The 12,733-nt window shown below is 45.2% G+C and carries 11 protein-coding genes; 4 read left to right on the forward strand and 7 right to left on the reverse strand.

Translation table 11 applies throughout. The annotated features are described in order from the left end of the window. Positions 1-11: 11 nt before the first annotated feature. A complete protein-coding gene (locus tag ICN10_RS03235; RefSeq protein ID WP_068320934.1) occupies positions 12-302 on the reverse strand; it encodes a co-chaperone GroES in 291 nt (96 codons plus the stop codon). 316 nt (positions 303-618) lie between these two features. On the opposite strand from ICN10_RS03235, the gene ICN10_RS03240 reads away from it, so the two are divergent. Genes ICN10_RS03240 through ICN10_RS03250 form a run of 3 tightly spaced genes read left to right on the forward strand, consistent with a single transcriptional unit; the run spans position 619 to position 4,520 of the window. Continuing rightward, complete coding sequence (locus ICN10_RS03240; RefSeq protein ID WP_216212529.1) at positions 619-1,461, forward strand: diguanylate phosphodiesterase; 843 nt, start codon at positions 619-621, stop codon at positions 1,459-1,461. After that, on the forward strand, positions 1,461-2,084 hold the full coding sequence (locus ICN10_RS03245; protein WP_215347694.1) for a response regulator transcription factor: 624 nt from the start codon (positions 1,461-1,463) through the stop codon (positions 2,082-2,084). Before ICN10_RS03240 ends, ICN10_RS03245 begins: the two co-directional genes overlap by 1 nt. Positions 2,085-2,090: 6 nt before the next feature. Beyond that, a complete protein-coding gene (locus ICN10_RS03250) occupies positions 2,091-4,520 on the forward strand; it encodes an ATP-binding protein (protein WP_216212532.1) in 2,430 nt (809 codons plus the stop codon). 61 nt (positions 4,521-4,581) lie between these two features. On the opposite strand, the gene ICN10_RS03255 is transcribed toward ICN10_RS03250, so the two are convergent. Next, positions 4,582-6,180, reverse strand: coding sequence for an autotransporter outer membrane beta-barrel domain-containing protein (locus tag ICN10_RS03255; protein WP_216212534.1), 1,599 nt, complete (start codon positions 6,178-6,180; stop codon positions 4,582-4,584). 301 nt (positions 6,181-6,481) lie between these two features. Here ICN10_RS03255 and dacB point away from each other — a divergent pair, with 301 nt between their 5' ends. Then, complete coding sequence (gene dacB, locus ICN10_RS03260) at positions 6,482-7,930, forward strand: D-alanyl-D-alanine carboxypeptidase/D-alanyl-D-alanine-endopeptidase (RefSeq protein ID WP_255536792.1); 1,449 nt, start codon at positions 6,482-6,484, stop codon at positions 7,928-7,930. Here dacB and ICN10_RS03265 read toward each other — a convergent pair. From ICN10_RS03265 to fba, 5 genes are read right to left on the reverse strand one after another with little or no spacing between them, the layout of a single operon-like run. After that, positions 7,876-8,967 (reverse strand): L-threonylcarbamoyladenylate synthase, encoded by a 1,092-nt coding sequence (locus tag ICN10_RS03265; RefSeq protein ID WP_216212539.1) that lies wholly within the window; start codon positions 8,965-8,967, stop codon positions 7,876-7,878. The two genes, dacB and ICN10_RS03265, sit on opposite strands and share 55 nt — an antisense overlap. A 2-nt stretch (positions 8,968-8,969) precedes the next feature. Beyond that, on the reverse strand, positions 8,970-10,154 hold the full coding sequence (locus ICN10_RS03270; protein WP_216212542.1) for a 5-(carboxyamino)imidazole ribonucleotide synthase: 1,185 nt from the start codon (positions 10,152-10,154) through the stop codon (positions 8,970-8,972). A gap of 4 nt (positions 10,155-10,158) precedes the next feature. Further along, the gene (gene purE / locus ICN10_RS03275) at positions 10,159-10,653 is read right to left on the reverse strand and encodes a 5-(carboxyamino)imidazole ribonucleotide mutase (RefSeq protein WP_215391599.1); all 495 of its coding nucleotides are present in this window, start codon (positions 10,651-10,653) and stop codon (positions 10,159-10,161) included. A 51-nt stretch (positions 10,654-10,704) separates the two neighbouring features. Further along, the gene (locus ICN10_RS03280; protein WP_216212548.1) at positions 10,705-11,604 is read right to left on the reverse strand and encodes a phosphoribosylaminoimidazolesuccinocarboxamide synthase; all 900 of its coding nucleotides are present in this window, start codon (positions 11,602-11,604) and stop codon (positions 10,705-10,707) included. 7 nt (positions 11,605-11,611) lie between these two features. Further along, the gene (gene fba, locus ICN10_RS03285) at positions 11,612-12,676 is read right to left on the reverse strand and encodes a class II fructose-bisphosphate aldolase (RefSeq protein ID WP_215347708.1); all 1,065 of its coding nucleotides are present in this window, start codon (positions 12,674-12,676) and stop codon (positions 11,612-11,614) included. Between the last annotated feature and the right edge of the window lie 57 nt (positions 12,677-12,733).

The raw sequence follows: 12,733 nt of genomic DNA on the forward strand, positions 1-12,733 counted from the left end.
AAATACCGAAATTACTTCTGTACAACAGCCATGATGTCGTCTTCACGCATCACGATGAGTTCTTCGCTGTCAACTTTTACTGTTTGACCTGCATATTTGCCAAACAAAACGCGATCGCCAACTTTGACGTCAAGTGCGTTTAATTTGCCGCTGTCATCACGTTTGCCTGGGCCTACTGCCAATACTTCACCTTGATCAGGTTTTTCTGCAGCAGCGTCAGGAATGATGATTCCGGAAGCAGTTTTTGATTCTTGATCTAAACGCTTGATGATTACGCGATCATGTAAGGGACGCAAATTCATCTCTTCTCCTATGTTAGTAAGTGTTAACTATTTAAATAAACTATATAAATCAATGCTTTACAATCTCATTACACGGAGTTTTGGGGTAATTTACTAATAAATCACCTTTTTAGCACTCGCGTGTAGGGAGTGCTGATTATATAGGTCCCATTCCCTGTATTTCAAGGGCGGATCACCATAAATTCTTTAAGGATTTGACCTCTTTTTATAATGGGGACAGGCTGGTAGGGCGATTCCTACAGATAAATCAGCCTAAAGCCCTTACAGCTCCAATCCGTCCTGCCTAGACTGGACAGTCACCGATTGGAGAATGCTGATGAGCCCGAAATCCCGGCTGTACACGCTTGTAAAGGCATGGAAGAACAAACCCTTCCACGAAGTACGAGACGCCTGTGGCGACCCCTGGCTTGGCCTTAGTAGCCAAGCTCTCGAAGAACACCAATCCTGGTCCAAGCGACAAGCGATTAGCCATGAACCCATTTTTAACTGCAAGGGAACAAAACTGACAGGATCCTTATTTAGACCATTGCTGGTCGCATCGGATATGCAACTACTGCGCCTCTTTATGGAAGGTCTAGATACCATTTCGTACTGGTATCGCAGCGGTCGCTTTATTCCTGGAATCTTACCAATGCCAACCCACGCCCTAGCCTCTAGTAGCTACGTGGACGCAATGAGTGAATTGATTTTGAATTCACGTCTTCCAGTTGGCTTAGTAGCGATTGGAATTCAATCCGTCCCAGACCCTGCAACTGTTGATGCTTGTAAAGAGGGCTTGCTTCGTTTGCGAAGATTGGGCATCTTGTTGCATTTCTTGAATTTCTGCGGCAGTGCTGAAGAGTTGCATTGGATCACTGATATGCAATTGGAAGGCGTACACATTGATATGAGCACACTTCGTGAGCACGATCTAGCCAGTGATGCGCTATCCCAGTTAAGGCAATCACCTTACTCACCTACACAAATTTATGCGGCCAACATTAGCTTAGTACAAGATTTAAAAAATGCATCAACTCTCATTGCAGATCATGCATATGGGGGACTGATGATGGCGCCGGTCAGTCGCCATCAAATGCTTCAAATAAACGATAGCCGTATCGCTAAAGCCATTTTTTCGCTGCACCCTCATCAACACCCAAACCAAAACGGAGACAAGTAATGAGAAAACGCGTGATGTTGGTAGATGACCATCCAGCAATGCTGATGGCTCTTAAAAGTATGTTGCAGGACCAGTTGTTATTTGAGATTGCAGGGCAAGCCCAAAATGGAGAGGAGTGCCTCAGGTCCATGAAAGAAGTAAATCCCAATATGGTCATTCTAGATTTAGATATGCCCAAGACCGATGGGTTTGATGTGATCCGCCGTATCGGCCTCATGTACCCCGATGTACGCATGCTGGTTCTCTCAAGCATGGATGAAGCCGTCTATGGCGGGAGAGTGCGCTCATTAGGTGGCCATGGCTTTGTCAATAAAACTGCGGGAGCGGATGTCATTTTGGCCGCCTGCGTAGCTATATCTCAAGGTTATAACTTTTTCACTCATGGCAAGAATGGCAATAGCTCATTAAGCGACAACGATAAGCTTGCATTGATTTCTGATCGAGAATTACAGGTCATGAAATATCTGGGCAAAGGTAATACTAATCAACAGATATCTGACATGTTGCATATCAGCAATAAGACGGTCGCCACTTACAAGACCAGAGTCTTTGATAAACTCGGAATTAATAATATTGCTGACCTGATCTTGTTCTGCCGCATGAACAACATCATCGAAAGCTAAAGCAATATGCGTCGATCCATTACTCGCATTGCTTTTATCCTATTCAATGGAGTCATAAGCAATTCTTATGCCACTTTGCTGAGCCCAGGCGAGCAAAGATGGGTCGATGCCCATCCTGTAGTCCGTTTTAGCATTCACGAAAAGTACGCGCCTTATCTAGAATTAAATGAGAATGGTGAGGCCGGCGTTTTTCACAGCATCTTGAGCAAGCTTAGTGAATTTACCAAGCAGGAATTTCTGCCTAGATGGCGCAAGAGCGATCAAGAAGGATTGCAACAACTCGCCAGCGGGGAAGTAGACTTCATTATTGATCCACCTTCACTAGATGATGAATACCTAAGGTTTGGCTCCCTATCAGAAGCAATTTTTTGGGGTCACGATGCAATTCTGACAAAGCGCTCAGAAAGTAATGCGCACATCGAACCAATCAATATTGCCTACTTCGATCGTGGTTATGAAAATCCTCCATCGCCATCCCATCCGCAATCTAGGCTTTCTAGTCACACCGAGAAATTAATCTTTGATCTACTCAAAAATGATATCGAAGCACTAGTCTTACCTGTTCGCCTTGCGCAACAAATCATTCAGAAAGTGAACGGCCAGAAATTGCAATTAAATGGCTTATATAGCAGAGAGCCCTTTGAATACCGCTGGCTAATTGCCCATCAGAGCGAGGCTTTGCATGCTGTGCTTGGTGGCTTTCTGGAGAACTTAGACCCCATGGAATCACGTAATCTATTTGCTCTTCATTCAAACGAGGCATGGGGAGACAGTAGCAAGTCTAATAACCCGCAACTTAACTGGATTTCAGCATTGGCAGCGTTGCTGGGCGGAACCTTGTTGCTTTGGTACATAAAAAGAAAAAATCAACTGCATACTCATCAAACTGAGAGACTCATGAATTCTAAAGAGCTTGCCGAAAAAGCGAATGCTGCGAAGTCTTCATTTCTGGCTACGATGAGCCATGAAATTCGTACTCCAATGAATGCTATCTTGGGAGTGCAGGAGCTGTTGCTAAACAGCCCACTCCCGAATAATGAAAAAGCATTGCTCAAAAGTGCCCACTCATCAGCAGAGTCACTACTAGGCATCCTTAATCAAGTTTTAGATCTTTCCAAAATTGAGGCGGGTAAGCTCACTCTCAATTTAGAGCCTTGCTGCCTCAATACCCTCATCGACGATATCGATTCCGCATTTTCAACAGTTGCCCAAATCCAAAATCTCACCCTTCACACCACTAAAGACCCTCGGGTCGCCCAAGTGTTGATGATTGATGCACTTCGACTGCGGCAAATCCTACAAAACCTCATTAGTAATGCCATCAAATTTACTGAGCATGGTGAGATTTATTTCTCAATTAGCGTGTTGGCAAATGACCATGCGGGACAGTTGATTGAGTTTCGAGTGATTGATACTGGCGTAGGCATGGGAGCTGAGGATATTGAGATTGCATTACAAGCATTCGAGCAAATTCCAGGTACGAGCGAGCAACACAAGGGGACTGGTCTTGGACTCACCATTACCAATCACCTAGTCACCTCAATGGGCAGTCAGCTTTATTTTGATAGTGCCCCAGGATTTGGCAGCAATATTCACTTTTGCGTGGCATTTCCTCGCACTAGCATTGCTGCGCCTGGACAAGCACCAACTAATGGCAAAGCCCCTCAGTCAAGAAGACTAGTTTCTAAAGGTCACAACAAATCAAATCGCACCTTACGAGCCTTAGTAGTCGAGGACCACCCAGCTAGCAGGCAAATTATTTCCTTGCAATTAGAGGCGCTTGGGATTGAGGTAGCAGTTTGCGATAACGCGCATACCGCTCTAGATTTGATTACCCAGACCAATTTCGATCTCTTGTTGACCGATCAATCCATTCCGGGAATGCAAGGCTCAGAACTGGCTAAGCGAATTCGAGATCTAGGTCATCGTGATCTCATCATCATTGGTGTCACCGCAGATATTTATGCGCTGGATTCACGCCACCAGTTTTTTGCTGCCGGTATGAATAGCGTTCTCATCAAACCACTCAGTCTCATGACCCTAGAAAACGAATTGACTCGCTATTTCTCGACTCAGGAAGTGACTGAAAAAATGATCTCGGAAGTTGGCGCCGATGAATATTCATTTGATGCATTTGCAGGTCTGCTAAGAGATAACCCAAATCATGTCTTGGTGATATTGGATGAGATCAAGAAAGTCCATGATGAGGCTCTTGAGATACTAGAAAGCAAACAATGTGATGAGGACACTTTCAGCAGCCTGGTTCATAAGGTAAAAGGCGGCGCCCAACTACTAAAAGCCAGATCATTTGTTCTTTCATGCGATGGATTGAATGGAGACACCCCTTTGTCCAATCGTATTGCTACGTTCACTCAAGTACTTCTTGAGCAAAATCAAGTCATTGAGAGGTATCGAGAAAATTACACTCAACAATAAGTAGAGCAACAAAAAACCCGCCACATTGCTGAGGCGGGTTTTTATCTAAGTAGCTAGCTAATTAGAAACCAACTGTATATGTTGCCATTACAGTAGTGGTTGATACTGCTTGGTAAGCTTCTTGACGATAGATACCAGTCACACCTAAGCGCTGGTTCTTCTCAACATCGTAAGTAGCGCCAACAGTAGCTGTTGGGCGATTCTTCACCGGGTTAGCATTGAAGTTCACTGGAGTTAAGCCAGTAATTGTGGTGCTAGTCCCGTTCACTGTACCGGCAGCAGTATTGGTATCGGATTCAATACCAGCACTTGCGAACAAGTTAGTCTTTGGAATGCCTCTGAAAGAACCACCAACACCAGCCAACAATGTCGTTGCGTTGGTATTCACTGCGCCAAAGGTCAAAGGAGCAGTTACGCCAGCTGAAGCGCCTTCTGTATAGCCGCCCATATTGTTTTGGCTATAACGTACACCAGCGTATGGGGACACTACAAAAGCTTGGCCTAAACCAAAGCCATATTTAGCAGTTAACTGAGCGCCTTGGCTAGTTAAGGTGGAAGAACCAGTACCAGCTTGTGAAGTACCCACTACTTGACGATTAATCGTAGTGTCCTTTTGACCATAGGCAATCGAACCACGTACTTCAGTACCAGTGTCATCTTGTCTTTGATTCCAAGCAGCAAACAAACCAATCAATGGTGTGTTGTTGCTCAAGTTCACAGTAGAGCCACCGTTATTAACTGACAAGTTCTGGTCAGCATAAGCACCGATACGCACTGAAGCTGTCGGACGGTAAGCAGCAATTAACAATGCGCTAGTGCTATTTAGACCATTAACCGCTTGTACTGCAGTATTACGAGCGCCACCAGATACGCAAATATTGTTCTTATCAAACAAAGTACAGTCATAAGTAAAGCTATTAGCCAATACTGAGTTTTGTAAAGCATAAGTGCCTTGCAATGCTTGGGCAGTATTAGCTACAGATTGTTGGGTTGAAGTTCTTAATGCAGCAGCCTGTGCAGCAGCAAGAGCTGCTGCAGCTGCAGCCTCGGCGGCAGCGATTTCTTGAGCGGTTAAGCCTGAAGATGGAACAAAAGTACCATCCGCCAAGTAAATACCGGTGATAGTGAATGAAGTACTAGGATTCCACAAACTCATGCCTAGGTAAATTGGAGAGGCAGCCGAAAGTGAAAAAGTAAGTGCGTTTTTACCAATAATTACCGCATTACCCACATTTAAATATGTGCTCGTTGACGCACCTTGAACCCTGTAAAAAACACCTAGCCCACTAGTTGGACAGGCCGGCATTCCGCCGCCGCCGCCAGTAGAACAACCTGAACTTGAAAGGCCAATGAAGTTTATTGCAGGGCCTGAATAGTTAAAAGAGAAGGTGTAATTACCTGCTGCTAGAGATGGCGTGTACGTTGCAGCATTATTGACCCTTTCTGGCAATGCAATAGAGCCATTGAGGGTTCCAGTCGTCAATGCAATTGATGTACTTGAGTTAATGACACCAGTACCAGGCGGCACTAAAGGGCCGGGAATTGCATTATTCACAGTAGTAGAATAATTGAGCCCATCCAAATAATTAGTTTGAGCATTGGCTATGACTGTGACTATGTTGAGTGCTGCAAATACAAAAACGATTTTTGAGAATTTCATAATTATTTACTAGTTGGTTTCATGAATTCGCTCTAGGGCGAATTTTTTGCAACCGCAATGATACCAAACCTACGCACCATATATAAAAAATCCTATAAAAATCAATGCATTATTGGATTCTTATAGGATTAGATTGATGCCTTTGGGGCCTTTGTAATTCCAGGGGTTTATTCTTCTCCAAATGCTATCTCGCCCCTATCCCGCACTCCGAATATCTAGGTATTTAGTTAATGCTTTAGTTGGAGCTTTTCTTGGACCCCTTTTTGGGCATGCTTTTGCTTCAGGGGGTTCAGATTCAACATTGAGCAGCAAGACTATTCCCCCGTCAGTTTCTAACAGTCTTGAACGAAATCAAATACCTAAAGATGCCATCAGCATCTCGGTAATAGAGATTGAGCCTGGGCGCCCAGGAAAGCATATTGCCAAAAATATACTGGGTTGGCGTCCTGAGATAGTCATGAACCCCGCCTCAACAATGAAGCTGCTAACCACTTTGAGCGGTTTGGATATTTTGGGGCCGCAATATCGTTGGCGTACCAATATTTATACCGACGGCATTATTCGTCAGGGAGTCTTAAAGGGTAATTTGTATTTACAAGGCACAGGCGATCCAAAACTCATCCCTGAAGAGCTCGCCAAGATGATGAAAGAACTACAGAATCTTGGTATTCAAAAAATTGACGGTAATTTATTTTTTGATCGCAGTGCCTATGCTCCGAGCGTAATGGAACATAACACGATTGATGGCGAATCTTTACGTGCTTATAACGTTCCGCCCGATCCATTGTTATATGCTTTTCGCACTCTTTCCTTTCAATTGGGTAAGTCACGTACTGCCGACTTTATTGACATCAGCTATACACCTGCGCTATCGCAACTGAAGGTATCGAATCAAATGCAGTTGGTAGATCGTCCTTGCGATAACTGGAAAAGCAATATTGGTTTTAAATTAGACCCAGAAGAAATCGGCAATACCGATCAAGCCTTAACAGCCCAGTTCTCAGGGGCTTTTCCAAGCTCTTGCAAGGGTGTGAACTTCAACATCGTTGCTTTAGATGCTAATACCTTCTTAACCCAAGGCTTTGCAGCTGCCTGGGAATTGGCTGGTGGCACTTGGACCAAACCGCCTATTGGTAAGGATGGCAGCGTTCCGCTTGCGGCTCGCCTCTTGCTGCAATTTGAGGGCATCAAGCTAGCTGATGATGTTTTAGATATCAACAAATACTCTAACAATGTCATGGCTCGTCAAGTTCTATTAACGCTTGCCTTAGAAAAAATGGGTAAGCCCGCAACGACTGCCAATGGTGACTTAGTAATTCAGAGTTGGCTCAAGCAAAACGGTTTGAATTTTACGGACTTAGTCATTGAAAATGGATCTGGGCTATCTCGCAATGAGGCCATCTCTGCAGAGCAAATGAATCAACTTCTCTTGACCGCTCGCAACCTTCCCGTAGCAGAAGTGTTCTATAACAGCCTTCCGATAGCAGGAACTGATGGCACCATGCGCAATCGTTTATTAGGTCAACTTCGTAAGTTTTTACATCTCAAGAAAAAGCCTGAGGCCAGAATCAAGACTGGCTCACTGGTAGATGTGCGCGCAATATCAGGTTACGTTCTGAGTAAATCAGGAAAGATGTACGCCGTGACTTCTTTTATTAACCACCCCAATGCCTGGAGAGGCCTTGAAGCACACGATCAGCTACTGACGTGGCTACTAGAGGATGGTCCAGAACCAAAGCATGCCCGCTGAAGTCTGTCTCTCACGCCGTCCCACTCCTCACCCGCTGGTGGCTCCGGAAACAAAATAAGATCCCAGCCTTGCTGATCCAAATCTCGCAGGGAGCGATATAGGCGACTGGCAAATGCGGTGCTATCACTTGGCACTTCGACTTCTTCAAAGTGAGCAGATGGGTGACCGTCGTCCCCCAGGTAAGAATCCGAATCCCAAACAGCTACTGCAACACGAGATTTAATATCCGGAAATTCACTTAAGGCATCTAAGACGCGCCCTGGGGCATACAAACGCAAAGGTGTAGTTGGGGCGTAATGAGCCTTGAGACTTCCAGATACTTTAGGAAGATCTTCTGTCAATTCATTTGCTTTTACATCACCAGGCAGATACACCTTGACACCTGTCTTAGCAAAAATCTCGCTTGGTGTGATCGCACCTGGCCTGAGAAGTATCGCTTTATCGCCCGAGGACAAATCAATAATGGTTGACTCAATTCCTACCTCGCAATCGCCTCCATCCAAGATCATCAAATCGAGCATGCCTTCAAATTCATGACGAACATCTGAAGCGCTGGTCGGTGAAACCTTGCCGAAACGATTGGCTGATGGCGCTACAACGCCACCTTTAAATTTACGCAATAGCTCTTGAGCAATAGGATGTGACGGCGCACGAATCGCTACCGTATCTTGACCGCCAGTCAAATCCGTCAATACGCTTTTATCTTTCTTGAAGACCAGCGTTAGTGGTCCTGGCCAAAATGCATTGATTAGCTTTAAGGCCTCTTCCGATACATCTCTTGCCCAATTAGCTAGTATCGGCACCCAATCCACTTGAGTCTGATCAAACCTATCCGGTGCAGCTAGGTGAACAATTAATGGATGGTTCGAAGGACGACCCTTGGCAGTAAAGATTTTCTTAATGGCTTCAGCATTTTTAGCATCTGCGCCCAACCCATAAACGGTCTCAGTCGGAAAGGCGACCAAACCACCATCCCGCAATGTTTGTACTGCTTCGTTAATTACTGCAGAAGATTGCAGGCTACTGTCGCTGGACATTTCTAGGGCTCGATCCCTAATTCAGTAGCAACGGCTGCGCAATTTTGGCGCGCTTCATTGAGAGCTTCGCCCAGGCAATTGATGTGACCCATTTTTCTACCCATGCGAGGCTCAGACTTTCCATACAAATGCAATTTAGCATCAGGATGAGCCAGCACTTGATTCCAAGCAGGTTCTTTTGGTTGATCTTCGCTACCTTCAAACCAAAGATCACCCAATAAGTTCAGCATTGATACTGGCGCTAACTGACGCGTATCACCTAAAGGCAGACGAGCCATTGCTCTTACTTGCTGCTCAAACTGACTGCTAACACAAGCGTCCATCGTGTAGTGGCCGGAGTTATGTGGGCGAGGAGCGATTTCATTAGCAACGATATCGCCATTCTTAAGAACAAAGAACTCAACGCAAAGTACGCCTACGTAATCAATCTTTCGTATGAGTGCCTTTGCTGCTTCCACAATCTTTTTCTCTTGTGCTGGCTTTAGTGATGGTGCTGGCACAGTAGAGGTGTGCAAAATACCATCGCGGTGAATATTTTGTGAAACTGGGTAAGCAACAACTGCATCATCGTATCCGCGCACAACCAAAGCAGATACCTCAAAATCTAAATCCATGCGCTTTTCTAATACACAAGGAACTTTGCTTAATTCTGCCCAGGCCGCCGGCAAATTCGCAGCCGTGTAAACAGTAATTTGACCTTTACCGTCATAACCCATGCGAGCCGTCTTTAATATCCCGGGAAATAAGTCAGCCGGAATATGGGCAATATCAGCATCATGCTCAACAACGGCGTATGGTGCTGGACCAATATTGGTTTCGGATTTCCAGGTAGCCAGAAATTTTTTCTCAGCTACCCTGTTCTGCGCCAAAGAGACACAGCTACTTCGTGGCGCAACAAATACGCCAAGGGCTTCCAACTCATCTAATGCCTGCGCAGGGACATTCTCAAACTCAGTGCTTACTGATGGGCAAAGAGCAGCCATCTCTTTTAAAGCAGCAGAGTTTGTGTAGTCGGCTTGAATAAACTTTTCGGCTATAGAGCCTGCGGGACTATCAGAGCCAGGATCTAAAACGCAAACCTTATAGCCCATAGCTTGTGCAGCCTGGGTAAACATACGCCCCAATTGACCGCCACCTAAAATTCCCAAATACGAACCCGGCAAAATGGGTTCCATACGATCTGCCATGTAATTAATATCCCGGCAAATTCATTGAACGTGCGGTATCAGACTGCTTCGCACGGAAATCTTCTAAACGCTTAGCCAAATCTGCATCGTGCAAAGCTAAACCAGCAATGACATGCAAGGCGGCATTGGCTGCACCAGCTTCACCAATTGCAAAAGTAGCAACCGGAATGCCTTTAGGCATCTGCACGATTGAATATAAAGAATCTTCGCCACGTAAATATTTGCTTGCTACTGGCACGCCATAAACGGGAACAATTGTTTTGGAAGCAAGCATGCCCGGCAGATGAGCTGCACCACCTGCGCCAGCAATAATAGCTTGCAAGCCATTGGCTTGTGCTTTCTCAGCATACTGGAACATATCGTCTGGCATGCGGTGTGCGGAGAGCACTTTAGCTTCATGAGCGATACCAAATTGCTCAAGCATTTGAGCGGCGTGCTGCATGGTGTCCCAATCTGAGTTGGATCCCATTACTATTCCGACAATTGGCTTCTTGCTCATTTACCTCTCCAAATACCTTCAATTTTTCCTAAGGATCTCATTATCCCCGAGTTAACCTTGCTCAGTTAGCCTGGTTAAGGCTTCACGATACTTTTGCGCAGTCTTTTCAATGACATCAGCCGGCAATTGCGGTGCAGGGGCTGTTTTAGGCCATAACTTGCCGTCCACCATTGCAGTTTCTAGCCAATCTCGGACAAACTGCTTGTCATACGAAGGCGGGTTGGAGCCTACATAGTAGGTCTCAGCCGGCCAGAATCTGGAAGAATCAGCAGTCAGGATCTCATCCATCAACACTAATTGATCGTTAACATCTAAGCCAAACTCAAACTTAGTATCGGCAATGATGATGCCGCGAGTAGCCGCGTATTCAGAAGCTTCTTTATACAAACGAATACTCACTTCGCGAATTTGATTGGCTAATTTCTCACCAATAAGCTCAACCACTTTCTCAAATGAAATATTTTCATCGTGCTCACCGACTTCAGCTTTAGCTGCTGGAGTAAAAATAGGCTCAGGTAATTTTTGAGCATTTTCTAAACCAGCTGGCAATGCAATTCCGCACACCTTGCCAGTTTCTTTATAGTCTTTCCAACCGCTACCAGCCAAATAGCCACGCACCACTGCTTCAACCAAAATAGGTTTCAGGCGTTTAGCAACAACTGCGCGGCCCTTAACTTGACTGACTTCATCGGCAGCCACAACAGTAGCTGGATCAATACCTGTTAAGTGATTTGGGATCACAGAAGCTAACTTATCAAACCAAAAATTAGCCATTTGATTGAGAACCACGCCCTTCTCGGGGATGGGCTCACCCATCACTACATCAAATGCAGAAAGACGGTCAGTGGTAATCATTAACAACTTGTCGTCATCCAAAGCATAGACATCGCGTACCTTGCCCTTGGAAAGCAAAGGCAATGACTTAATAGAGGTTGCGTACAAAGCGGCCATATTTAAATCACTTCACAATTTGAGTTAATTTGCCGCTCTTGTATAGCTCAGCCATCTTCTCTAAAGATATCGGTTTAATTTTGGAAGCTTGACCAGCAGAACCAAAGGCTTGGAAGCGTGCAATACATACTTTCTTAGCGGCTTCACGGGCTGGCTTCAAATAATCACGCGGATCAAACTTAGATGGGTTCTCAATAAAGTAACGGCGGATTGCGCCAGTCATTGCCAAACGAATATCCGTATCAATATTGATCTTACGAACACCATTCTTAATGCCCTCTTGAATCTCTTCAACAGGAACGCCGTAAGTTTCTTTCATGTCGCCACCAAACTCACGAATCTCAGCGAGCAATTCTTGGGGAACGCTAGAAGAACCGTGCATCACCAAGTGAGTATTCGGAATACGTGCATGAATTTCTTTAATGCGGTCGATTGCCAAAATATCGCCTGTGGGCTTCTTGCTGAACTTGTATGCGCCATGGCTGGTGCCAATCGCAATTGCCAAAGCATCACACTGAGTTGCCTTCACAAAATCTGCTGCTTGTTCAACGTCAGTCAGCAACTGTTCACGAGTCATTTTGCCGTCAGCACCATGGCCATCTTCTTTGTCGCCCTGCATTGTCTCGAGTGAGCCCAATACACCCAACTCTGCCTCGACAGTAACTCCAATGGAGTGCGAGAACTTCACCACCTCTTTGGAGACGTCTACGTTGTATTCATAGCTAGCAACTGTTTTGCCGTCAGCCTCTAATGAACCATCCATCATCACACTTGTAAACCCACTTTTAATTGCTGCCATACAAACTGCAGGGCTTTGACCATGGTCTTGGTGCATTACTACTGGAATATGTGGATAAGCCTCAACCGCGGCAGAAATCAAGTGACGCAAGAACGCTTCACCAGCATATTTACGCGCACCTGCAGATGCTTGCATGATGACTGGAGAATCAGCCTCATTTGCCGCCTCCATAATCGCCGTCACTTGCTCTAAGTTGTTGACGTTAAATGCTGGTAGGCCATAACCATTTTCAGCAGCGTGATCCAAGAGTTGTCTTAAAGATACTAAAGCCATGATGTTCTCTTAATAAATAGTAATTAGGTTTAAAAATAAATCGTTTAGTTAAAGATG

The sequence above is a fragment of the Polynucleobacter sp. 86C-FISCH genome, assembly GCF_018882415.1.
Classification (GTDB): Bacteria; Pseudomonadota; Gammaproteobacteria; order Burkholderiales; family Burkholderiaceae; genus Polynucleobacter.

Bases quoted from the DNA above. Each gene is read 5' to 3' on its own strand.
- ICN10_RS03235 (WP_068320934.1), bottom strand. From the start codon at position 302: ATGAATTTGCGTCCCTTACATGATCGCGTAATCATCAAGCGTTTAGAT.
- ICN10_RS03240 (WP_216212529.1), top strand. From the start codon at position 619: ATGAGCCCGAAATCCCGGCTGTACACGCTTGTAAAGGCATGGAAGAAC.
- ICN10_RS03245 (WP_215347694.1), top strand. From the start codon at position 1,461: ATGAGAAAACGCGTGATGTTGGTAGATGACCATCCAGCAATGCTGATG.
- ICN10_RS03250 (WP_216212532.1), top strand. From the start codon at position 2,091: ATGCGTCGATCCATTACTCGCATTGCTTTTATCCTATTCAATGGAGTC.
- ICN10_RS03255 (WP_216212534.1), bottom strand. From the start codon at position 6,180: ATGAAATTCTCAAAAATCGTTTTTGTATTTGCAGCACTCAACATAGTC.
- ICN10_RS03265 (WP_216212539.1), bottom strand. From the start codon at position 8,967: ATGTCCAGCGACAGTAGCCTGCAATCTTCTGCAGTAATTAACGAAGCA.
- ICN10_RS03270 (WP_216212542.1), bottom strand. From the start codon at position 10,154: ATGGCAGATCGTATGGAACCCATTTTGCCGGGTTCGTATTTGGGAATT.
- purE (WP_215391599.1), bottom strand. From the start codon at position 10,653: ATGAGCAAGAAGCCAATTGTCGGAATAGTAATGGGATCCAACTCAGAT.
- ICN10_RS03280 (WP_216212548.1), bottom strand. From the start codon at position 11,604: ATGGCCGCTTTGTACGCAACCTCTATTAAGTCATTGCCTTTGCTTTCC.
- fba (WP_215347708.1), bottom strand. From the start codon at position 12,676: ATGGCTTTAGTATCTTTAAGACAACTCTTGGATCACGCTGCTGAAAAT.